Annotated in this window: 17 protein-coding genes; 13 read left to right on the plus strand and 4 right to left on the minus strand. The window is 63.8% G+C overall.

The features are described 5' to 3' along the window. The first annotated feature begins 48 nt into the window (after positions 1 to 48). From ACL9RJ_RS01790 to ACL9RJ_RS01835, 10 genes are all read left to right on the plus strand, one after another. Positions 49 to 1,026 carry a LysR family transcriptional regulator gene (locus tag ACL9RJ_RS01790; protein WP_042936567.1) on the plus strand — a complete coding sequence of 326 codons (978 nt, stop codon included), beginning with the start codon at positions 49 to 51 and terminating at the stop codon, positions 1,024 to 1,026. A 435-nt stretch (positions 1,027 to 1,461) separates the two neighbouring features. Then, complete coding sequence (locus ACL9RJ_RS01795) at positions 1,462 to 2,394, plus strand: NAD-dependent epimerase/dehydratase family protein (RefSeq protein ID WP_042936480.1); 933 nt, start codon at positions 1,462 to 1,464, stop codon at positions 2,392 to 2,394. 80 nt (positions 2,395 to 2,474) lie between these two features. Continuing rightward, positions 2,475 to 5,294, plus strand: coding sequence for a bifunctional glycoside hydrolase 114/ polysaccharide deacetylase family protein (locus ACL9RJ_RS01800; protein ID WP_178990779.1), 2,820 nt, complete (start codon positions 2,475 to 2,477; stop codon positions 5,292 to 5,294). Continuing rightward, positions 5,272 to 8,862: a tetratricopeptide repeat protein gene (locus ACL9RJ_RS01805; RefSeq protein ID WP_422764798.1), complete on the plus strand. Its 3,591-nt coding sequence runs from the start codon at positions 5,272 to 5,274 to the stop codon at positions 8,860 to 8,862. The genes ACL9RJ_RS01800 and ACL9RJ_RS01805 overlap by 23 nt, the downstream gene beginning before the upstream one ends. 28 nt (positions 8,863 to 8,890) lie before the next feature. Further along, positions 8,891 to 9,412 (plus strand): penicillin-binding protein activator LpoB, encoded by a 522-nt coding sequence (locus ACL9RJ_RS01810; protein ID WP_177082660.1) that lies wholly within the window; start codon positions 8,891 to 8,893, stop codon positions 9,410 to 9,412. 5 nt (positions 9,413 to 9,417) lie between these two features. Continuing rightward, entirely contained in the window at positions 9,418 to 10,788 is a 1,371-nt protein-coding gene (locus ACL9RJ_RS01815; protein ID WP_103032588.1) for a PelD GGDEF domain-containing protein, read from the plus strand. Then, the gene (locus tag ACL9RJ_RS01820; protein ID WP_017128483.1) at positions 10,766 to 11,755 is read left to right on the plus strand and encodes a HEAT repeat domain-containing protein; all 990 of its coding nucleotides are present in this window, start codon (positions 10,766 to 10,768) and stop codon (positions 11,753 to 11,755) included. Before ACL9RJ_RS01815 ends, ACL9RJ_RS01820 begins: the two co-directional genes overlap by 23 nt. Next, the gene (gene pelF, locus ACL9RJ_RS01825; protein WP_177109726.1) at positions 11,752 to 13,284 is read left to right on the plus strand and encodes a GT4 family glycosyltransferase PelF; all 1,533 of its coding nucleotides are present in this window, start codon (positions 11,752 to 11,754) and stop codon (positions 13,282 to 13,284) included. The genes ACL9RJ_RS01820 and pelF overlap by 4 nt, the downstream gene beginning before the upstream one ends. After that, positions 13,285 to 14,655: an exopolysaccharide Pel transporter PelG gene (pelG, locus tag ACL9RJ_RS01830; RefSeq protein WP_017128481.1), complete on the plus strand. Its 1,371-nt coding sequence runs from the start codon at positions 13,285 to 13,287 to the stop codon at positions 14,653 to 14,655. A gap of 177 nt (positions 14,656 to 14,832) precedes the next feature. Next, complete coding sequence (locus tag ACL9RJ_RS01835; RefSeq protein ID WP_177109725.1) at positions 14,833 to 15,351, plus strand: GNAT family N-acetyltransferase; 519 nt, start codon at positions 14,833 to 14,835, stop codon at positions 15,349 to 15,351. Positions 15,352 to 15,611: 260 nt separating this feature from the next. On the opposite strand, the gene ACL9RJ_RS01840 is transcribed toward ACL9RJ_RS01835, so the two are convergent. The 3 genes from ACL9RJ_RS01840 to ACL9RJ_RS01850 are packed head-to-tail and all read right to left on the minus strand — an operon-like array spanning position 15,612 to position 19,592. After that, positions 15,612 to 17,033: an efflux transporter outer membrane subunit gene (locus ACL9RJ_RS01840; RefSeq protein ID WP_212809363.1), complete on the minus strand. Its 1,422-nt coding sequence runs from the start codon at positions 17,031 to 17,033 to the stop codon at positions 15,612 to 15,614. Between the two features lies 1 nt (position 17,034). Further along, positions 17,035 to 18,063, minus strand: a complete 1,029-nt coding sequence (locus ACL9RJ_RS01845) for an HlyD family secretion protein (RefSeq protein WP_042936476.1) — start codon at positions 18,061 to 18,063, stop codon at positions 17,035 to 17,037. Next, entirely contained in the window at positions 18,060 to 19,592 is a 1,533-nt protein-coding gene (locus tag ACL9RJ_RS01850) for an MFS transporter (RefSeq protein WP_177107502.1), read from the minus strand. Before ACL9RJ_RS01850 ends, ACL9RJ_RS01845 begins: the two co-directional genes overlap by 4 nt. Positions 19,593 to 19,688: 96 nt before the next feature. Between ACL9RJ_RS01850 and ACL9RJ_RS01855 the strand changes: the two genes are divergently transcribed. Then, a complete protein-coding gene (locus ACL9RJ_RS01855; RefSeq protein ID WP_017128475.1) occupies positions 19,689 to 20,447 on the plus strand; it encodes an IclR family transcriptional regulator in 759 nt (252 codons plus the stop codon). A gap of 93 nt (positions 20,448 to 20,540) precedes the next feature. Here ACL9RJ_RS01855 and ACL9RJ_RS01860 read toward each other — a convergent pair whose 3' ends face one another. After that, positions 20,541 to 20,807: a DUF2790 domain-containing protein gene (locus tag ACL9RJ_RS01860; RefSeq protein WP_017128474.1), complete on the minus strand. Its 267-nt coding sequence runs from the start codon at positions 20,805 to 20,807 to the stop codon at positions 20,541 to 20,543. A gap of 843 nt (positions 20,808 to 21,650) precedes the next feature. Here ACL9RJ_RS01860 and ACL9RJ_RS01865 point away from each other — a divergent pair. Continuing rightward, positions 21,651 to 22,499, plus strand: coding sequence for a transporter substrate-binding domain-containing protein (locus ACL9RJ_RS01865; RefSeq protein WP_017128473.1), 849 nt, complete (start codon positions 21,651 to 21,653; stop codon positions 22,497 to 22,499). A 53-nt stretch (positions 22,500 to 22,552) separates the two neighbouring features. After that, positions 22,553 to 23,215 carry an amino acid ABC transporter permease gene (locus ACL9RJ_RS01870; RefSeq protein ID WP_177082649.1) on the plus strand — a complete coding sequence of 221 codons (663 nt, stop codon included), beginning with the start codon at positions 22,553 to 22,555 and terminating at the stop codon, positions 23,213 to 23,215. The last annotated feature ends 5 nt before the right edge of the window (positions 23,216 to 23,220 follow it).

Here is a 23,220-nt window from a genome sequence, read left to right on the forward strand (position 1 = left end):
GCCAATGGATGGTTGGGCGCCGTCAGGCGCCGACAGGGAGTCTGAATGATGTCATTGAATGAATCCGCCCAGCGCATGGGCGTCATGGAGTACCACGGCGCGACCGAACCTCGCGACTCATGGTTGACGCTGGCCGAACGGATCGAAGCGGAAACCGCGCAGTTCTTCCTGGCCAGCGCCCGTTGCGGCTGCTTCATGCAGGCGGCGCGCAGCCTGAATATCAAATCGACCCAGTTGCGCAAACAGTTGGGGTTGCTCGAAGAGCAGCTCGGTCGTCCGCTGTTCGTGTACCAGGGCAGCGCGCTGATCCTCAGTCGCGAAGGCCAGCAGTTGCAGGCGCAACTGATTGCCCTGGCCCATGAGCGGCGCCTGCCGATCGTGGAACAACCGCTGGTGCGCCTGGCGATTGCCGAATCGATCCTGCACGACATCCTGGGCCGTGACCTGATCGGCCTGCTGCGGCGCAATGCCAGTGTGCGGCTGGAAATCATCCCGGTGGACAGCGCCTTGTCCTTGCAGGCCCTGAGCGCCGACGTGGTGGTCTGGCTGGCGGGCGTCGATTCACCGTGGCCGGGACCGAGCTTCGACATCAGCGAACCACGGCCCCTGGCGCGACTGGACTATCTGCCGCATATCGCCAAGCGTTACTCGCGGGTAGCGGTGCGCCCGGACTCCCTGGACGACCTGAAGGACTACATGCTCGTGCAATGGCAGCACGACCGGCAGATCGAGGGTTTCCAGCCATGGAACAGCCTGGTCGAACAGCGCCTGGCGGGGGTGGTGCAAGTGCATTCCTATGAACTGATGCTGGAGATGATCCGTTGCAGCGCCTGCATCGGCCTGTTGCCGCGCTACATCACCCGCTTCGACCGCGGGCTGGCGGCGCTGCCCGGCTTGTTCGACGAGAGCATGCAGCGCCGCGCCTGGCTGGCCATCCAGCGCGAAGCCGGGGGCCGGGAGGAGGTGCAGATGATTGTCGAGCTGATCCTGCACACCTTCAAGGAACGGCGAGAGTGGTTTGAGTAGCACCCGCCGATCGTTCCCACGTCGAGGCGTCTGAGCGCCCGCGTGGGAACATCTCCCAGGACACTCCGCGTGCGCTTTCGTGACATCGTGCGTCACGGACTGCATCCGTCTTGCCCGCTCATCCTTGCCGATCTAGGCCTCGTCAGCCAAAATATTGGCTTATTCATGAGTCTCGCCGGAAATTTCATAAATCTCGACATATTGTTGACGCTGGCTCCGCAATATCACACTATGTCTTCGTTGATTGCTTGATTTTACTCATGTTTTTTTGACGCCAGCGTTCTGAAGACTCTCCATGAAAAGGCGGTACAGCCTGTGAAGGAGGGTGGGTACTACAGGGAAGGTCAGTGATTGCGGCTTATTGCCATGCCTTATTCCCCGGGAGTGCTAGCTTCAAACGCTGGGATTGCGGTGTTTTTTCTTTTGGGATGATCTATGTCTGCCGAACGGATACTGGTAACTGGGGGCGCTGGCTTCATTGGTTCGCATCTTGTGGATGCGCTGCTGGCCAAGGGGCATGCCGTTCGGGTCCTGGACGATCTCTCCACCGGCAAGGTGAGCAACCTGCCGATGGACAATGCCTCCCTCAAGCTGGTGGTCGGCGATGTCGCCGATGCCGCCACCCTGGCTGAAGCCATGCAGGGTTGCAGCGCGGTGGTGCACCTGGCCGCCGTCGCTTCGGTGCAGGCCTCGGTCGAAGACCCGGTACGCACCCATCAGAGCAATTTCATCGGCACCCTGCGGGTGTGCGAGGCGATGATCGCCGCCGGTATCCGTCGGGTGGTGTTTGCCTCCAGTGCCGCGGTATACGGCAACAACGGGGAGGGCACGGCGATCGGTGAAGACACGGCCAAATCCCCCCTGACACCCTATGCGGCGGATAAGCTCGCCAGCGAGTACTACCTGGATTTCTATCGGCGCCAGCATGGCCTGGAGCCGGTGATCCTGCGCTTCTTCAATATCTTCGGCCCCCGCCAGGACCCGTCGTCGCCGTACTCCGGGGTGATCAGCATTTTCAGCGAGCGGGCAAAAAACGCGCAGCCCATCACCGTCTTCGGCGATGGCGGACAGACCCGCGATTTCGTCTATGTCGAAGACCTGGTGAAGATCCTGGTCCAGGGCCTCGAACGCCCGCAGCCGACTCCGGATGCCACCAACGTCGGCCTCAGTGGGGTAACCACCCTCAATGATCTGATTGCCGCCCTGGAGCAGATCGCCGGCAAGCCGTTGACGGTGAGCCATGCGCCTGCCCGCTCCGGGGACATTCGTCATTCCAGGGCCGACAACCGCCGCCTGTGCGAGCGTTTCGACCTGGGCACGCCGACCGTCATGGCCGAAGGTCTGGCGCGACTTTACCGCAGTCTCTAGTTCTATCGCCTTGCAGGCGCCCCGTTCGCGGGGTGTCGGTAGTCTGATGTTGTGCGGATTGATCTACTGAAGAGTAAGTTATGGAAATCGAGTTTCGCAGGGCGCGTGTCTGCCGTATCTGTAAAGCCGTACGGCGGCTGTTCACCGCGCTGGCATTGTGTGCGACCCATTCGGTCGTACAGGCCGCACCGCCGGCACCTGCCAGCGTCGGGTTCTGGTACGCCGAGCGGCCACCGCTCGAGGAACTGGCGCAGTTCGAATGGGCCGTGGTCGAACCCGGCCATATGAGCAGCGGTGATGTCGCCACCTTGCGTAAACTCGGCAGCCAGCCGTTTGCCTACCTGTCGGTGGGCGAGTTCGACGGCGACCGTGCGGCCCTGGACAAGGAAGCCCTGAGCCAGGGCGCTAGCAGCACCCGCAACAAGGCCTGGGACAGCCAGGTCATGGACATCGCCACGCCAGCCTGGCGCGAGCACCTGTTCAAGCGCGCCAAGGCCTTGCAGGAGCAGGGCTATGCCGGCCTGTTCCTCGATACCCTCGACAGTTTCCAACTGCTCCCTGAAGCCAGCCGCGAACCGCAACGCAAGGCGCTGGCATCCTTTCTGCGGGAGCTGCACAGCCGTCAGCCGGGCCTGAAGCTGTTCTTCAACCGGGGTTTCGAAGTGCTGGGTGAACTGGATGGCGTGGCCGCGGCCGTCGCCGTCGAATCGATCCATGCCGGCTGGGATGCCGCGGCCAAGCGCTATCGGCCGGTGTCCGAATCCGACCGCAACTGGCTGGAAGGCGAACTCAAGCCGCTGCGTGCACGCAATATCCCGCTGGTGGCCATCGACTACCTGCCGCCCAACCGTCGCGAAGAAGCGCGCAAGCTGGTCCGCCAGTTGAGCCAGGAAGGTTTTATCCCGGTGGTCACCACGCCTGAGCTCAATGCCCTGAGCCTGAGTAGCGTGGAAGTACAGCCGCGTCGCATCGCCATGCTCTACGACCCCCGCGAAGGCGAACTCTACGACCACGCCGGGCACCGGATGCTCGGCGGCCTGCTGGAGTACCTCGGCTATCGGGTGGATTACCTGCCGGTCGACGACAGCCTGCCGTCCTACGGCTTCGCCGGCCTGTACGCCGGAGTGGTGGTGTGGATGACCAGCGGTCCGCCCCAGGACAGCCGTGCCTTTTATAGCTGGATCGGCAAGCGCCTGGACGAGCAGGTGCCCCTGGCGATCATGGCCGGCCTGCCGATCGAGGATCGCGCGCTGCTCAAGCGCCTGGGCCTGAACCTGTCGGCGCCGGGGGCTCGCGATGGGCTGCATGTGCTGAGCCAGGACAAGGCGCTGATCGGCGCCTTCGAGGCGCCGGTAGTGGCGCGCAGCCGTGAACTGACCCGGGTGACGCTGCTGCCCGACGGACCGAAACCGGCCTTGCTGCTGGGTGACGACAAGGGCGGCAAGTTCGCTCCGGTGGTCACCGGCAACTGGGGCGGCATGGCCCTGGCGCCTTATGTCGTGGAGGCCAACGTCGAACGTACCCGCTGGATTCTCGATCCGTTCGCCTTTATCCAGAAAGCCCTGCGCCTGCCGGTCCAGCCGCGCCCGGACACCACCACCGAGAACGGCCGGCGGATCGCCACGGTGCATATCGACGGCGACGGTTTCCCGTCCCACGCCGAAGTCCGTGGTACACCGTATTCCGGACGCCAGGTGCTGGACGACTATATTCGTCCCAATCCGTTCCTGACGTCGGTGTCGATCATCGAAGGCGAGGTCGGGCCCAAGGGCATGTCGCCGTTCCTGGCCAAGGAGCTGGAGCCGATCGCCCAGGAGATCTTTGCCGATCCCAAGGTCGAGGTCGCCAGCCACACCTACAGCCATCCGTTCTACATGCAGCCGGACAAGGCCAGGCAGGACGAGGACTTCCACGCCGAATACGGCCTGCGCCTGAATATCCCGGGCTACAAGACCCTCGACTACAAGCGCGAGATCTTCGGCTCACGGGACTACATCAACAGCCGCCTGACCACCGCGAAGAAGCCGGTGAAGATGATCTTCTGGCCGGGCGATGCGTTGCCGAGCGCCGAGACCATCAAGATGGCCTACGACGCCGGGCTGAAGAACGTCAATGGCGGGCAGACCATCCTGACCAAAGCCAATCCGTCGCTGACCGGCCTCTATCCGTTGCTGCGTCCCACCGAAGGCGGCTTGCAGTACTACGCGCCGGTGATCAACGAGAATATGTACACCAACCTGTGGAAGGGCCCGTACTACGGTTTCCGCGATGTGATCGACACCTTCGAGCTGACCGACAGCCCACGGCGCCTGCGCGGTATCCACCTGTACTACCACTTCTATTCGGGCACCAAGCAGGCCTCGATCAAGGCCATGACCGATATCTACCAGTTCATGCGAGGCCAGCAACCGCTGTCGTTGTGGATGAGCGATTACCTGGATCGGGTCCACGGCCTGTACCAGGCCAGCCTGGCCCGCACCGTCAATGGCGACTGGCAGGTTCGTGGCCTGGATGGCTTGCGTACCCTGCGCCTGGATCCTGCACTCGGTTGGCCAGACCTCGCTCGCTCCCAGGGTGTGGCCGGTGTCCGCGATCTGCCACAGGGCCGTTATGTGGCGCTGAGCAGCGACCACCCACTGTTGGCCCTGCGACCTGAGCGTGACCCACGCCCGGCGCTGGAGCTGGCGAATATTCCCTTGCGGGACTGGCGTTATGTCAATGAGCGACAGGTGACGTTCTCCTTCGCCGGTGAGTTCAACCTGGAGTTTTCGGTGCGCTCGGCCAGTACCTGTCGGGTCGAAGTCCAGGGCCAGCGCTACGCCGGCAAGTCCGAACAGGGCCTGTGGCATTTCCAACTTCCAATGAAGCAGGTGAGTGATGCCCAACTCCTCTGCAACTAAGGCCAAAAGCGCGCGGCTGCTCAATCCCTGGGCGCTGCTACTGGTGGCGATCGCTGTCGGCGTGTTGCTGTGGGCGACCTTCCGTAACGAGGACGCATTCCGTCCCAAGGGCGGCCAGCCGGACGAGGTATCGGCCAGCTATGCCGAGGTGCTGTTGGCGGCGCATCCGGAAAACAGCGAATTGCGCACCCAGTTGCTCGACCTGCTGATCCAGCTGGGCGATTACCCGCGGGCGGAAAAACATCTGCTCGACTGGCCGCAGGCCGATCCGACGCTGAAGAACTATTACCGCTTGCAGCTCGATGCCCTGGCCCTGAACAACAGCACCGACAGCGCCGCGTTGCAGGCCCTGGCCGCGCGCTTCAAGGCCTTTGACTACAAGCCATTGCCGACACCGCAACTCGAGCGTCTGCCCGCGCTGGCCCTGAGTGCCCAGGCCCCGGGCCTGGCGGCCGATGCCTATGTCGAACTGGCCCGGCGCGATCCCAGGCAACGCGACAAATGGCTGGCCGAAGCGGGGAAATGGTACCTGGCCAGCGAGCAGCCAGGCCGGGCTGCCGATCTCTATGTGCAATTGCTGGAGGGTAGCCAGAAACCGGAAGAGCGCCGGCAGTTCCTCGAGGAAGCCTTCAGGGGCCTGGTGGCGGCGGACCGTGGCGATCAGGCCGCCGAATTGCTGGGCAAGGAATTGCTGGCGCATCCCGAGAGCGATTTCGATCCGCTCCTGCTTGACCAGGGCGTCGATGTGGCAGTGGCCCACAACCGCGTCGACCTGGCCGAGCAATTCTTTACCGCATGGCGCAAGTTGCAGCCCGACAGCCCGGAAATCCTGGCCAAGGAATTCAAGCAGCGCCTGGCGTTCGGCGACCTCGAGGGCGCCCACACCGTGGGCTTGCAACTGCTCGAACAGCGTCCTGAAGACCCGCTGCTGCTGGAGCAGATGGCGCATATCGCCGAATGGCAGGGCGATTCGGCATCGGCCCTGGGCTACTGGATCAGCCTCAGCAAGCTGCGCGACAACCCGGCCGAGTTCGAACACACCTGGCGCCTGGCGATGCAGACCTACGACTTCGACCGGGGCATCCCGGTCCTGGCGGGGATCATGCACAAGCGCGCCTTGACCGATGTCGAGCTCGATGCCCTGGTCTATGCCGAGGAATCGCGGGGTACGCCCGAGCAGGCGGAAAAGTGGCTGCGCGGCTATGTCGCCAAGTACCCGAAACACCGCCTGGCCTGGGTCCGCCTGTTGCAGAACCTGGAAAACACCGAGCAGTACCCGGAGCGCCTGCAGGTCTGGAACAACTTTGCCAAGCGTTATCCGTTGAGCAGCACCGAGCGCGTGGACTGGGCCAACAACCACCTCAAGCTGTTCGACAGCCAGTCGGCCTGGAAGGTGATCACCGCGGTCGATGGCAACAAGATCAACGATATCAATTATTGGCAGTCCCGCGCCGCGCTGGCCTGGGACCTGGAATTGGACGAAGAACTGCGGGTCGCGCTGGAGAAGATGCTGGCGATCAAAGGCTCGCTCAATCTCGGCGACGAGAGCGAGCTGATTGCCCTCTATCGTACCCGCGATCCACGCAAGGCCCTGCAGTTGACGGTCGACAGCTGGCGCCAGGGTCACAACCCGCAGCGCCTGGTGGCAGCCTTGCAACTGGCCCAGGAGCTGCAGGACTGGCCGCTGGTGATCGACCTGCTCAAGGAGGCCGAAGCGTACCCGGATGCCTCCGATCGTTCCCAGGTGCTGGCCGCCCGTGGCGCGCTGGCGGTGCAGCAGGGGCAGACCGACGAGGCGCTGCGTCTGTATCGCCTGGGGTTGAGCCGTTTCCCGGATGACAACACGTTCCGCGAACGCCTGATGTGGCTGTATGTCGACCTCGGTCGCACCCGTGAGATCAAGCCGCTGCTGCAGCAATGGCGAGCCCTGGCGCGCAGTGACAGCACCCTGTGGCTGCCGTTTGCCGCCGCCAGCCAGTTGGTCGGGCGCAACAGCGAGGCCCTGGCCTGGTACCGCCTGTACCTGCAGGCCAATCCCCAGGACTGGATGGTCCAGGCGGCCTACGCCGATGCCCTGGAAGGTGCCGGCTACGCCGATTCGGCCCAGCGCCTGCGGCTCAAGCTCAATCGAGAGGTGACGCCGGAGCTGATTCGCGCGACGCCGCAGGGCTACTCGACCTGGTTGCGCCTGCTGGCCAGCAGCTATTCGTCGCGCAAGGCGCAGAACAAGGCGATGCAATGGCTGGACGGTTCCAAGCCGATGCTGCAACTGTGGTTCGATCAGTTGCTGGCGCGGCTGGATGATATCAACCAGTCGGCTCAGAAGGACGACTGGTTGGCCTGGGCCCGCAGCCGTGGCCTGAAGATCAACAGTTACGAGCAGATCCAGGAAGCCTTGCGCGGCAGCAATCGCCAGGCCCTGGAACGCCTGGTGGCCAGCGGCGACCTCGATCCGGCGCAGCAGGTCGAGGCTCTCAACAGTCTTGGTCGCGGCGGTGAAGCGCTGGCCGTGGGCTTGTCGGCGCTGGGTGACGAGCAGCCGCCGGCGATCCGCGAGCAACTGCGTCGCCAGGCCATCGAGATGACCGAGCGAACCCCGCAGGGCATGCTGTTCTCGTGGCAGCGGCAGGACTATGGCGGACTGGTGTTCAACGGTCCGCGCCTGACCACCGCGCGCTACCTGAACGACAACTGGTACGCCAAGCTGGTGCTGGAGCAGGGCCAATACAGTGGCGATACCCTGGACTCATCACGCCTGGGCAGCGAGACCAACACCGAGCTGACCTTGCAGCGGCAACTGGAGAATGGCTACTACAAGCTGATCTTCGACAGCAGCCTGCGCAAGGACGATGACCGCAACGGCCTCGGGGTCAGCCGCACCTGGCAGGTGGACAGCGGCAACGAACTGGATGTCGGCGCCGACTGGCACCGCAAGAACGAGGACACCGGGCTGATGCGCGCCTTCGGTCGCCAGGACGACGTCTGGGTGGGCGGGCGGCATCGCTACTCGGCTCGTGACCAGCTGTCGTGGAACCTGGCCCAGCGCTCGTTCTCGACTCGCGGCGGCGATGACCTGGGCAACGGCCAGGCGCTGAAGATCGAGTTCGATCACACCTTGCAGTTCGAGGGGCCGAACTGGGAACTGCGCAGCGGTATCGACTATCAGCAGAACAGCCTGAACAACCGCTCGTTGCCCAACCTGGCCAATACCCTGGGCGGCGCGATCGACCTGGTCGGGGTCGAGCTCGACGACCCGAGCGAGATCACCAGCCAGACCCTGCTGCAGAAACGCTACGGCCAGCTGTTCTTCGGCAGCTCGTGGCGACGGGGCTTCCCGGGGGCACTGAACCGCACACGCGGGCAGTACACCTGGCTGGTGGATGTCAGCTCGGGCTGGCAGTGGACCGACAACACGATCAACTATGCCATCAGTACCGGGGTCGGTACCGAGGTGCTGGGAGATGACGAATTGGCAGTGACCTTCGGCTACCAGTCGGCGCCGGAAGGTGGCACGGGCAAGTCCGGCGGTACCGCAGGTGTCAGTTACAGCGTGCGTTTCGGACGCTGATCATGGAATTCAAAGAGGAGTTAACCTTATGCAATCCATTCGTTGCGTGAGTCTGGCGATGGTCGCGGTATTGATGGCCGGCTGCAGCAGCTTTACCGGTCAAAGCAGCCCGCAATTGTCCAGCAAGGCCCGGTGGGGCGTGTTGCCGCTGGTCAACTATTCGCAGACGCCCCAGGCCGGCGAGCGCAGTGAGCAGATCCTGCTCAGCGTGCTGAGCAGCCGTGGCCTGCAACCGCAGGTCTATGCCGGCGCGCCGGGGCAGGGCGAACAGGCGTTGCTCGACGACAACGAGCGCCTGGCCGGGGCGATGGACTGGGCCCGTGAGCAGAAGCTCGACTATGTGGTCTCCGGCAGCGTCGAGGAGTGGCAGTACAAGAATGGCCTGGATGGCGAACCGGCGGTGGGCATCAGCCTGCGGGTGGTCGAGGCCGGCACCGGCAAGGTGCTCTGGAGCAACAGCGGTGCCCGTGCCGGCTGGTCCCGCGAAAGCCTGGCCGGCGCGGCCCAGAAGGTCCTCGACAAACTTGTCGGCGGCCTGCGGATCGAGTGACTGCGATGAACTCTCCCCACATGGACTACGTACTGGCGCCCCGCGCCAGCGGTCCGGCGTCATGGCTGGAAACGTTCCTGGTGACCGCGCTGGTCATCGGCTTCGGTCTCTGGTTGACGCCGGAGGACCCGCTGCAGGTACAGGGTGAATTTCCCTGGTCGGTGCTGGCACCGCTGTTGCTGGGTGTGCGCTACGGTTTTGTCCGTGGCCTGATCAGCGCCAGCCTGCTGGTGGCGGCATTCTTCGTCCTGCGCCAGGCGGGGCTGGAAGGCTATGCGCAGGTTGCGCCGTCCTACATTGTCGGGGTGCTGGTCTGCGGCATGCTCGTGGGCGAAGTGCGCGACCTGTGGGAACGGCGGCTGCTGCGCTTGCAGATGGCCAACGAGTATCGCCAGTACCGGCTCGACGACTTCACCCGGGCACACCAGATCCTGCGGGTGTCCCACGATCGCCTGGAGCAGCGTCTGGCCGGTAGCGACCAGAGCCTGCGCAGTTCGCTGCTGGGCCTGCGGGACCGCTTGCGCGCGGCGCCCAATGGCGATGACTCGCTGATCCTGCTGGCCGAGCCGGTACTGACCCTGCTCGGCCAGTACGGCTCGCTGCGGGTGGCCGGGCTGTACCGTGTGGAGCAGGCGCGCGGCACCGCGCCGGTGCTGACCCTGCTGGCGGCCACCGGGACCATGGGCCCGCTGGACAACAAGGACCTGCTGGTGCGCCTGTGCCTTGAGCGCGAGGAACTGGTGAGCGTGCGTGAAGAGCTGATCGATGCCGGCGGCCAGGCCGCGGTGTCGTCATTGCAGGCCTGTATACCGCTGGTGGATACCCACGGCCGGATGCTGGCGATTCTCGCCGTGCGCCAGATGCCGTTCTTTGCCTTCCAGGAGCGCACCCTCAGTCTGCTGGCCTTGCTCGCCGGGCATATCGCCGACTTGCTGCATTACGATCCGCAAGTCCTGCAACTGGAGAGTGCCGACGCCCAGCACTTCACCCGCCAGCTCAAGCGCTCGCTGGTGGATGTCGAGCGTCATGGCCTGTCCGGCTGCCTCTATGCGTTCGAGCTGACCCAGCCCAACGATGAACTGGCCCGGTTGTTCGAGCGCAGCCAGCGTGGTCTCGACCTGCACCTGACCCTGGTCAACGACCGCGGGCATGCGCTGTTGCTGGTGCTGCTGCCGCTGACCAGTGCCGAGGGCGCCGAAGGCTATATGGCCCGTCTGGGCAAGCTGATCCACGAGCATTTCGGCATGACCGTCGACCTCGCCGGCCTGGGGGTGAACGTGCTGCCTTACGATCTGGAGTCGGCCCGGCAACGGGACGGCTTGCGCAACTTCCTGCATAACGAGTGTGGCCTGAATGTTCAGCAAGTGGCTGTTTAGCGGGGCGCTGTTTTTCGAGGCGGGGAGCTGGGCCAGTCTGACGGCACAGCTGCCCGACCTGCAGATCGCGCTCCTGTACGCAATGACCCACGGCATCGCCTGCGGCCTGCTGACGGCGGCGGTGTGGCTGTTGTTGCCGGCGCGCTATCGCAGGCCGTTGCCGTGGAGCCCGCTGTTCATTTTCAGCCTGGCGTTCTTTGTGCCGTTGATCGGCGCTGTCGGGGTGATCGCGGCGATCTTTCCGGCGCTGTACCTGCCCCGCAAGCGCGAAACGCAGATGTGGCAGGCAGTGGGGATTCCCGACCTGCCGTTCCGTGCACAGACCCAGTTGCACTCGCCGACCTTTGGCGACAGCGGCCTGCAGGATGTGCTGCGTCATGCCCCTGACCCGGACCAGCGCCTGGCGGCATTGCTCGCCACCCGGCGCATGCCGGGCAAGGAGGCGGTGCCGATTCTCAAGCTGGCCCTGGGCGATCCGAGCGATGACGTGCGCCTGCTGGCGTACTCGATGCTGGACAAGCAGGAAAGCGATATCAACCAGCGGATCCAGTCTTCCCTGGAACAGTTGGCTGGTGCCTCGGCGCAGAAGGCCGGTGCCTTGCACGGCACATTGGCCCGCTGGTACTGGGAACTGGCCTACCTGGGCCTGGCCCAGGGCAGTGTCCAGCAGCACGTGCTCGGCCAGGCGGGGGAGCATGCCGAACTGGCGCTGAAAGCGGGCGAGGGTGGCGAGCTGCTGTTGCTGGCGGGGCGTATCGCCCTGGAGCGCGGCGATATCGGCAAGGCGCGGCTGCATATGCACCAGGCCCAGGAAGCGGGGATGGACCCGGCCAAGGTCATCCCGTTCCGTGCCGAAATCGCCTTTGAGACCGGGCGCTATGCCGAGATTCCCGGACTGCTGAAAAGCCTGCCGCTGGAGATGCAACAACGTCCGCCCTTTGCCGGGCTGGTAAGGACCTGGACATGAAAAAGCCCGTTGAGCCGATCCCCATGGCCGATGTCTGCCTGTTGCTTGAAGGCACCTGGCCCTATGTGCGCGGCGGTGTGTCCGGCTGGATCCACCAGATGATCCTCGGGCTGCCGCAACTGACCTTTTCCGTACTGTTCATCGGCGGCCAGCGCGAGGCCTACGGCCAGCGCCGCTACGAGATTCCGCCCAACGTGGTGCATATCGAAGAGGTGTACCTGGAGGAAGCCTGGCGCAACCCCAGGCACAAGCGTATCGCCCACACCGCTTCCCTCGAGGAACTGAGCAACCTCTACCGCTACCTGCACAATCCGGAGAAGCCCGCGGCCGAGCTGGGTTTTGGCGTGCTCGATGCCCTGGCCCAGGGCAGGATCACCCTGGACGACGTGCTCTACAGTCGCCCCAGTTGGGAGGCGCTGACCGAAGGCTACGAGCAGCATTGCGCCGATCCGTCCTTCGTCAACTACTTCTGGACCCTGCGTACCATGCAGTCGCCGCTGCTGATGCTGGCCGACGCCGCCCGGCGGATGCCGCGGGCGCGGGTGCTGCATTCGATTTCCACCGGCTATGCCGGGCTGGTGGGCTGCATCCTCAAGCAGTTGTGGGGCTGCCAGTTCCTGCTCAGCGAGCATGGTATCTACACCAAGGAGCGCAAGATCGACCTGGCCCAGGCCAGCTGGATCGCCGAGAGCAGCAACCAGGCGCTCAACGACAGCATGGACGCGGGCTCCGGCTATATCCGCATGCTCTGGGTACGTTTCTTCGAACGCATCGGCCATCTGGTGTACGAGAGTGCCGACCAGATCATTGCCCTGTACGACGGCAACCGCCAACGGCAGATCAAGGATGGTGCGCCAGTCGAGCGAACCCAGGTGATTCCCAACGGGATCAACCTGGAACTCTGGACCCAGGCCCTCAATGCGCGAGCCGAGGGGATCGCGCCGGTGGTCGGCCTGATCGGCCGTGTGGTGCCGATCAAGGATGTGAAGACTTTCCTGCGGGCCATGCGCGGAGTGGTCAGCGTCATGCCCCAGGTCGAGGGCTGGATCGTCGGGCCGGAAGAGGAAGACCCCGAGTACGTCGCCGAATGTCGCAGCTTGGTGGCGAGCCTGGGGCTGGAGAAAAAGGTGCTGTTCCTCGGTTTCCAGAAGATCCAGGAGATCCTGCCGCAACTGGGCCTGATGGTGTTGACCTCCATCAGCGAGGCACAGCCCCTGGTGATTCTCGAAGCCTGGGCCGCCGGTACCCCGGTGGTCAGCAGCGACGTCGGTTCCTGCCGCGAGCTGATCGAGGGCGGCGAAGCGGCCGACCGCGATCTCGGCCTGGCCGGGGAGGTGGTTGCCATCGCCGATCCGCAGGCCACATCCCAGGCGATCATCGACCTGCTGCGCAGCCCCGAACGCTGGAAGTCCGCCCAGGCGGCGGGCCTGCTGCGGGTTCATCGTTACTACAGCGAGACCTTGATGATCGACCGTTATCGCACGCTTTATCAGACGGCCATGGGCACTGCACAAAGGGAGAACGGATAAATGGCCGGCATCGGTTTCGAACTGCGCAAGATTCTCTCGCGCGACTCCTACACGGCGACGCTGCACGCCTATGTCTATGCGGGCCTGATCAGTTCCGGGCCCTGGGTCCTGTCGATTCTGAGCGTGATGCTGGTGGGGATCATCAGCCTCGGCCTGGTGGTCCCGGAAGTGCTGATCCGTCAGTTCCTGATCACCGTGACCTATCTGATGGCAACGTCGCTGATCCTCACCGGCGGTTTGCAGCTGTTCTTCACCCGCTTCGTCTCCGACCGCCTGTTCGAACGCAGGTACGAACAGATCCTGCCGAACCTGGTGGGGGTGCTGTTGCTGGTGACCCTGGGTTCCGGGCTGCTGGGCATCATCCTGTTGACCACGCTGTTCGACCAGCCGCTGGTCTACCGGCTGTTGACCCTGGCCAATTTCGTCGTGCTGTGCAACCTCTGGCTGGTGATCATCTTCCTTTCCGGGATGAAGGCCTATAACCGCATCCTGCTGGTGATGCTGGTGGGCTATGCGCTGATGGTCGGCAGTGCGTTCTTCCTGCGCTACATGGGCATGGAAGGGCTGCTGCTGGCACTGTTGCTGGGCCACAGTACGCTGCTGTTCCTGTTTCTCTACGATATCCTGCGCGAATACCGGGCCGAGAAACTGGTGGCCTTCGACTTCCTCGACCGGCGCCAGGTGTTTGTCAGCCTGCTGCTTACCGGGCTCTGCTACAACCTGGGGATCTGGATCGACAAGTTCATCTTCTGGTTCAACCCGGAAACGTCGAGCCAGGTGATCGGGCCGATGCGTGCCTCGATTCTCTACGACTTGCCGATCTTCCTCGCCTACCTGGCGATCATTCCCGGCATGGCGGTGTTCCTGGTCCGGATCGAAACCGACTTTGCCGAATGGTACGACCGCCTGTTCCGTGCGGTACGTGACGGCGAGACCCTGCAGCATATCGGCTCGCTGAAGGCCGAGATGACCTTCTCGATCCGCCAGGGCCTGCTGGAAATCTGCAAGGTCCAGGGCCTGACGGTGGTCCTGCTGTTTCTCTTCGGTCCACGTCTGCTGGAATGGCTGGGGATGTCGAGCTACTACCTGCCGCTGTTCTATATCGACCTGATCGGCGTGAGCATCCAGGTGGTGTTCATGGCGATTCTGAACGTGTTTTTCTACCTCGACAAACGGGCGATCGTGCTGGAACTGTGTCTGTTGTTCGTGGCGCTCAACGCGGCGTTGACCCTGCTCAGCCTGTACCTGGGCCCGAGTTTCTTCGGCTACGGCTTCACCTTTTCGCTGCTGGTTTGCGTACTGCTGGGGCTGGCGCGGTTGTCGACCGCGCTGGATGACCTGGAATACGAGACTTTCATGCTGTCACGCTGATTGCCCTGTCTGATCGTTCCCACGCGCCAGCGTGGGAACGCCTCCCTGGACGCTCTGCGTCCGTTCTTGTGACGCAGAGCGTGGGAACGATCCCGCAATCCTGGGTGCAGGCTTTGTCAGCCTGTCGCCAATCCCTCTACACTGGCTGGCCTTGTTGTTTTTATGGATGAAAAAACGATGCCTGCCGACACCCCCTCCATCGTGATCGAGCGTTTTCGTGAAGCCCATCTCGAAGGCATCACCGCGCTCTACAACGAGCCCGCCGTCTGCCGCCAGGTGCTGCAGATGCCGTTCCAGTCCGTCGAGGTCTGGCGTCAGCGCCTGATCCAGCGTCAGGACAACGAACGCCTGCTTTCGCTGGTGGCGTTGCATGAGGGCGTGGTGATCGGCAGTTGCTCGCTGGAGCAATACGCCCGCGTGCGACGTAGCCATGCCGGCACCGTCGCGATGGGCGTTGCCACCGCCTGGCAGGGCAAGGGCGTCGGTTCGCAACTGCTGGCGGCGGTGCTGGAGGTGGCGGACAACTGGATGAACCTGCAGCGGGTCGAGCTCTGCGTGTATGCCGATAACGCAGCGGCCCAGGGCCTGTACCGCAAGTTCGGCTTCGAGGACGAGGGCGTGATGCGTGACTACGCGATTCGCGACGGCCGACTGGTGGACACACTGAATATGGCGCGCTTGCGCCGACGGGGTTGATAGACAACCTCTGTGGGAGTAGGTGAGGGACATGTTGGATAGGTTTCATGTAGAAGAGGTTTTATGTAGAAGAGGTTTTATGTGGGAGCGGGCTTGCCCGCGAAGCTTTTCAGCGCCCTTGAGGACGCCTTCGCGGGCAAGCCCGCTCCCACAATGATCCAATCCCACAGTAATCCATCGTCACAGTGACCCGCTCCCACACAGGGCCATTCCCATACAAGCGCTCTTTCACACAAACCCGTGCCGACAAAAACCTGCTGTCACAACACCGTCTGCGGCCAGCCACCACCGAGAGCCTTGTACAACTGCACCAGATCGGTCGACACCTTGGTCGAACTGTCGGCCAGGGCGCTCTGGGTGGCGATCAACGCGCGCTGTACCCCGAGCACATTGATAAAGTCGATGGCGCCTTCCTTGTAGCGTTGCCGGGCGCTGTCCAGGGCGATGCGGTTCTGCCTCACGGCTTCCTCCAGCGAGGCATGATGGCGCTGTTCGGCGCTGTAGTCGGTCAGGGCATTGTCCACTTCGTGCCAGGCCCCGAGCACCGTGCGCTGGTAGTTCAGCGCCGCTTCCTGCTGCTGGTGTTCACGCAGTTCGAGGGTCCCGGTCAGGCGACCGCCCTGGAAGATCGGCAGGTAGAGGCTGGGGCCGAAGTTCCACTGTCGTGAGCCCCAACTGCCGATGTCCGAACCTTCCAGGGTCTGGAAGCCGAAACTGCCGCCGAGGCTGACCCGCGGATAGAAGTCGGCCTTTGCCACGCCGATGGCGGCGGTGGCCCGGTGCAGGGTGGCTTCGGCCTGCTGGATGTCCGGGCGGCGTTGCGCCAGTTCCGAGGGTAGGCCGACCGGTACCCGGGTCGGTGGCAGCGGAATCGCTGCCGCCGGCGACAGTCGTGCGCTGAGGCTGCGCGGTTGTTCGCCGAGCAGGTAGCTCAGGGCATTGATCAGCCGGGCCTGTTGCGCTTCCAGCAGGGGCAGGCGGGCTTCGATATCGGCGACCTGGGCGGCGGCGTTGGCGGTGTCGAGCCGGGTGGTGACACCGTTGTCGTAGCGGGTCTGGGTCAGGTCGCGGCTTTGCCGGGCGATATCGAGGTTCTGCCGGGCGACCTCCAGGCGTGCCTGGGTGCCGCGCAGGCGCAGGTAGTCGTCGGCGGTCTCGGCGGCGACGCTGAGCAACACGCCGTTGCGCTGGGCCTGGCTGAGGTCGACCGCCGCATCGGCGCTTTCCAGGCCGCGCCGCACATGGCCCCACAGATCGACTTCCCAACTGGCCTCCAGGCCCAGGGTCCACAGATCGAAGGGCGACCGACCATTGTTGTTCGACGCATCCAGCAGGCCGGTGGCGCTGTTGCGTTCACGCTGGTAACTGCCGGAAGCGGAGACACCGGGCAACTGTTCGCCACCGGCGACTTGCCGGGCCGCGCGGCTTTGCAGCAGGCGCTCATTGGCGGTGCGCACATCGAAGTTGGCGCGCGCAGAGCGTTCGACCAACTCTGACAGCAGCGGGTCGTCGAACTGCCGCCACCAGTTCACGTCGATGGCCTGGGCCGCCGCATTGCTGCGTACGTCCTGCGGCGCGACGCTCCAGGCGTCGGGCAGTTCGGCACGGGGCGTGGTGAAGTCCGGGCCGACACTGCAGGCGCCGAGCCCGGCGAAGGCCAGCAGGCAAAAATAGCCACGCATGCTATCGGCTCCCCTCAGTGATGACCCGGGCGATCACCGACATGCCCACGCGCAAGTCGTCCAGGCCCGACTGGTCGTGGTCGAAGACGATTTTCACCGGGATCCGTTGCACCACCTTGGTGAAGTTGCCGGTGGCGTTGTCCGGGGCAATCGCGGAAAAGCTCAGCCCGGTGGCCGGGGCCAGACTGTCGATATGGCCGCGATAGGTGCGGTCGGGGAAACTGTCGATACTGATGTCCACCGCCTGGTCGGGGCGCATATGGGCCAACTGGGTCTCGCGGAAGTTGGCGACGACATAGGCGTCGCTGACCGGGACCACGGCCATCACCGCCTTGCCCGGGGCGACATAGGCCCCGACCCGGACGCTGCGCTGGCCGATCAGTCCGTCGCGGGGAGCGACCACATGGGTGTAGGAGACATTCAGATCGGCCTGGACCAGTGTCGCATGCGCCTGCTGCACCGCCGCCTCGGCCATTTCCAGGCGAGCCTTGAGCACCTCCCGGTTCTTCTGCTGTTCCAGCGTGGCCGCCGCGTCATGGTCGCGCGCCGCTTGCCAGCGGGCCAGATCGGCGTCGGCCTTTTGCTGTTCTTCACGGGTTCCCGCGCCAGCACTGGAGAGGTTGCGGTAACGCTGCGCATTGGCCTCGGCAAAGCGCAGGGACGCCGCCGTCGAGCGCAGGGTAGCGTCGGCCTGGGTGATCAGCGTGGCCTGGCGCTCCAGTTCCGCGGCGAGGTTCTTCACCTGGGCCTGGGCGGCGTTGACCGCGGCGATGGCGGCAGCCTGCGCGGCCTGGTAATCGCGGGCGTCGATTTCCAGGAGCAACTGGCCGGCCTTGACCGGCTGGTTGTCGGCCACCGCCACTTTGCTCACCACCCCGGCGATTTGCGGGGCGATCAGCACCGAGTCGGCGCTGACACGGGCGTCGTCGGTGCTTTGTGCACCATCGCTGTGGAACAGGTGATAGCCGGTATACACCACGGCCAGGAGCACGGCGCCCCCGACCAGGCTGAGAGAGAGTCTGGGTTTCATGGCATTTTCGGTGGTTGAGGTGGGAAGGGCCGGGTCGGCAGGGTCAGCAGGAGAATCGCCAGGATCGCGATCAGCCCGATGATTGCCAGGAAGGCATCGCTGAAGCTCAAGATGAAGGCTTGTTCACGCAGGCGGCCGGCCATGGCCGCGATCGGTTGTTCTTCCAGCAGCGGGGCCAGGGCCTGCTGGCTGGAGGCCCACTGGTCCACCAGGACATTGGAGTGCCGGTGCTGGCGGGCGGTGATGAAGTTTTCCAGCAGTACCGCGCCGATCACCGAGGCCAGGCCGCGAATCGAATTGACCATGGCCGAGGCGAAGGGACCTTCCATGGGCTGGATCACCCCGGTGGCGGTCATCAGCAGGGGGACGACGATCATCGGTTGGCCGAAGGTCTGCAACAGTTGCAGCCCATAGAAATCCTCGCGCACCCAGGCGCTGGTCAGGTGCGAGCCCCCGAGACAGGCGAGTGTCATCAGGACCAGGCCACAGGCGATCACGTAGCGCGAGTCGACCCAGTTGCGGTTGATCACGGTTGCCACCAGCGGCGCCAGCAGCAGTTGCGGCAGGGCGATCAGCAGCGCCAGGGGCATGGTCTGGGCGGCGCGATAATCCTGGATGTGGCCCAGGTAGTTGGCGGGCAGCGCGACCCCCGACATCGACACCATCACGAACAGGGCCAGGGTGGCGATGCCATAGGCGAAGTTGCGGCGCTCGAGCAGTTGCACCTTGAACAGCGGCAGCGGATGGAACCACTCATTGAGCAGGAACAGCGGCAGGCAGATGGCCGCTCCGCCCAGCAGCAGGCAGATCAGTGGCGACTCCAGCCAGTCCAGGCGTTCACCCTGCATCAGGCCGATCACCAGCATCGTCAGGCCACCGCAGCCAAGCAGCGCGCCACGCCAGTCAGCCTGCCTGAAACGCTCCAGGCGCAGCGGGTCCTGCGGAATGCCGTAGGCGATAAAGGCGGTGGCGAGCAGACCGAAGGGGGCGATCTGCCAGAACACCAGGCGCCAGTCGAGGTTTTCGGTCCAGGCGGCGGCCAGGGGCAGGGAGATATTCGGGCCGAAGGTCGCGGTCAGCGCGTAGGCCGACAGCCCGTACAACTTGTAGTGCCACGGCAGGAATCGCAGGGCCACGGTCATCAGCAGCGGCGGCAGAGCGCCGCCCGCCAGGCCTTGCAACACCCGCAGCAGCAACAGCACGTCGAGGTTGGGCGCCAGCGGGCACAGCACACCGAAGAAGCTGAAGGCCAGGGTCATGGCCATGGCGAAGCGCCGCAGGGAAAAGGTCACTGCCAGCCAGGGCGCGATCAGCATCGCCGAGACCTCCGCGGCTGCATACAATGCGCTGATCCATGTGCCCTCGTCGTGGCCGATGCCGAACACGCCCAGCACATCCGCGAGGGCGAGTTCGGTGACCCGATCGTTGATACCCGAGGTCAAAGCCGCAATCAGTACGCCAACCAGCCCGATGATCAGGCGCCGGTCGAACGGTACTGCCGCGGGTGGCGGGGGAAGGGGGGACACCATGCACGCAAATCCTGTGAGAGGCGGTTGCGTGAAAACGTGACCGCTGCCAATAATTCGGTACACTGTATCAGTCAGTGGTACAGAGGAGCAATATCCATGTCAGTGCCTGAAACTGAACGCGGCAGCATCCAGGTCATCGCCCGAGCGGCGGCGATCCTGCGCTGCCTGGAAAACGAACCGGGTGGCCTGAGCCTGGGAGCGATCGCCAAGCGCATCGACTTGCCGCGCTCGACGGTCCAGCGCCTGGTGGACGCGCTGGCCCTGGAGCAGTTGCTGGAAATCCAGGGACCGGCCGGCGTACGACTGGGGCCGGCCCTGATGCGCCTGGCCTCCCACAGCCATGTCGATGTGACACAAAAGGCCCGGCCTTATCTGGAGCAGCTATCCCGTGAAACCGGAGAGACCGTGGTCCTGTTGCATGCCAGCGGCGCCGAGTTGCTGATCCTGCAGATGGCCGTGTCGAACCAGCCGTTGCGGGTGGTGCCGGATGCCAGCTCGTTCCTGACCATGCATGCGACCTCGGGGGGCAAGGTGCTGCTGGCGCGCATGAGCGACGAGGCGGTGACGCAACTGTTGGGGAAAAATCTCAAGAGTCTGACGCCGAGGACCCAGACCCACCTGCCGGACCTGCTGGCGGAACTGGCGCATGTGCGGCGCACGGGCGTGGCGTTCGACGCCGACGGGCATATGCCGGGCGTCAGTGCGATGGGCGTCGAACTGGTGATCGACCAGACGGCCTACGCCTTGTGCGTGGTGGCGCCGTCGGTGCGTCTTGAAGGCGCGCGCGATGAGGTGCGCGAGTGTCTGCTGGCTACGCAGAAGTCCATGCTGAAGGCTTTTGACAGCGTCAGATAAGTCGCCCCGCAAGGGGCTTCGATCGTTCCCGCGCAGAGCGTGGGAACGATCAGGGAAGCTGCGTGGGCGGGCCCACTCCTGAAATCGGTGGTATCAGTTATTGAAATCGCAGGCTTGCGACATCTTGCGATAGGTAACGTCCTCGATCTTCCCGGCCTTGTCGACAAACTTCATATCGGCGTTGATCACCTTGCAGACCGAAGTGGGCTGTTCGGTCATGGAGATCAGCTTGTCGATGTTCAGTGGCATGCCGTAGTGATAGGGCACTGCCTGGGGCGCGGCGCTGGTGTCGGCCTGGGCCACGCCGGCAACGGCGGTCAGGGCCAGGGCACTGGTCATCAGCAGGGTACGAAGTTTCATGATGTATCTCCGAAGCAGGCTTGAGGTTCCGTTCAACACCCGATGCGTTGAACATGCCGCGGAGGGCGACAGAAGGGCTCTGCGCTGACGCGGTCGATTTCACTTTCCATCGCCGGGATTAACCCTGAATTAAGTGTAGGGCTTTTTATTAGGCAGCTAACGGAATCAGCAAGTGGCCAATCGCCATTGATCGGAATACCAAAGGATTCATACGAAAGTTAATGTCAAAAACATGCCGCTCATTGCTAGAATTCGCCAATGCCTGCCAATAGGGTCAAAAAAACGGCAGACCCCGGCGAAATTCAATTCAGGTGATCAGCGTGGCTAGAGGATTCGTACTGTACATGGCCGGGATGGCAGCGGTTCTGCTGGTGTTTGCCGTGTTGCTGGTGATGGTGCTGCGTTGAAGCACCGGCAATCCGCTCCCTTGCAGAACGTCTTGCCCCAGTGAGTGCTCGATTCGGCTGAGGTTGTTTCGGTGCCTGTGCAATGCCGGCCAGCTTGAGAACGCCTTCAACGCCGGGTGCACGCGCAAAGCGCTTCGAACCCTCCTGTCCCGACCTGTAACCCTCCCTCGCCACCCAGGGGCGCCCGCCCCGAAATCACCCACCTGCGCACTGCTTTGGGGCCTTGGCACCCACTGTCACGTTGCTTTCCGTAGCACTGTGCTTTGCCACCTCCCGTAACAGTGTTTTCCTGGAAAATTCTATCTCTTTGATTCGTATGGCCTTTTTTGTATGGCTAGGTGATGTCAGGTTCCTGTGGCACACTTTCTGCTCTCTATTCCGTTGTTACATACTAAGTTCCGGTATAACGGAACACACATCATCGGAGTGCAACGTCATGCATCGCGTACCTTCCTTGTTCAAAGCGTGTGCTTTTCTTTTTGCCGCCACGGCGGTCGTGGCCGGGGCCGCCCAGGCCGCCGACAGCAAGCTCGACAGCGTGCTCAAGCGCGGTCACCTGATCGTCGGCACCGGCAGCACCAACGCGCCGTGGCACTTCCAGGGTGCGGATGGCAAGTTGCAGGGCTTCGATATCGATATCGGCGCGATGATCGCCAAGGGCCTGTTCAATGATGCGAGCAAGGTCGAGTACGTGGTGCAGTCTTCCGACGCACGGATTCCCAACCTGCTGACCGACAAGGTCGACATCAGTTGCCAGTTCATCACCGTGACCGCCAGCCGCGCCCAGCAGGTGGCGTTCACCCTGCCGTACTACCGCGAGGGCGTTGGCCTGCTGCTGCCCGTCAACAGCAAGTACAAGGAAATCGATGACCTGAAGGCCGCCGGCGACAAGGTCACCGTGGCCGTGCTGCAGAACGTGTATGCCGAAGAACTGGTGCACCAGGCGCTGCCACAGGCCAAGGTCGACCAGTACGACAGCGTCGACCTGATGTACCAGGCCGTGAACTCCGGTCGTGCCGACACCGCCGCCACCGACCAGTCCTCGGTCAAGTACCTGATGGTGCAGAACCCTGGCCGCTACCGCAGCCCGGCCTACGCCTGGAGCCCGCAAACCTACGCCTGCGCGGTCAAGCGCGGCGACCAGGACTGGCTGAACTTCGTCAACACCGCCCTGCATGAGTCCATGACCGGCGTCGAGTTCCCGACCTATGCGGCGTCCTTCAAGAAATGGTTCGGCGTGGACCTGCCGTCCCCGGAGATCGGTTTCCCCGTCGAATTCAAGTGATCCGTCAAGGGCAGGGCGCCGCTGGCGGCGCCTTGTCGAAGGTACTCTGAACCATGAACTATCAGTTGAACTTTGCCGCCGTCTGGCGCGATTTCCCCAGCTTGCTGGCAGGGCTCGGCCTGGGCCTGGAACTGGCCCTGCTGTCGATTGCCATCGGCTGCGTGATCGGCCTGATGATGGCGTTTGCCTTGCTCAGCAGGCATCGCGCATTGCGGGTGGTGGCTTCGGTGTATGTCACGGTGATCCGTAACACGCCGATCCTGGTGCTGATCCTGTTGATCTACTTCGCCATGCCCAGCCTGGGCATCCGGCTGGACAAGATCCCCTCGTTCATCATCACCCTGTCGTTGTACGCCGGTGCCTACCTGACCGAAGTGTTCCGTTCCGGCCTGCTGAGCATTCCCAAGGGCCAGCGCGAGGCCGGGCTGGCGATCGGCCTCGGCGAATGGCAGGTGCGGGCCTACGTGACCGTCCCGGTGATGTTGCGCAACGTGTTGCCCGCGCTGTCCAACAACTTCATCTCGCTGTTCAAGGACACCTCCCTGGCCGCGGCCATCGCCGTGCCGGAGCTGACCTATTACGCCCGCAAGATCAACGTGGAGAGCTACCGGGTGATCGAAACCTGGATGGTCACCACCGCGCTCTACGTGGTTGCCTGTTACCTCATTGCCATGATGCTGCGTTACCTCGAACAGCGTCTGGCGATTCGCCGCTAGGAGTC

Origin of the sequence: Pseudomonas sp. Mn2068, from assembly GCF_049319725.1 — a bacterium.
GTDB classification, from domain to species: domain Bacteria; phylum Pseudomonadota; class Gammaproteobacteria; order Pseudomonadales; family Pseudomonadaceae; genus Aquipseudomonas; species Aquipseudomonas gingeri.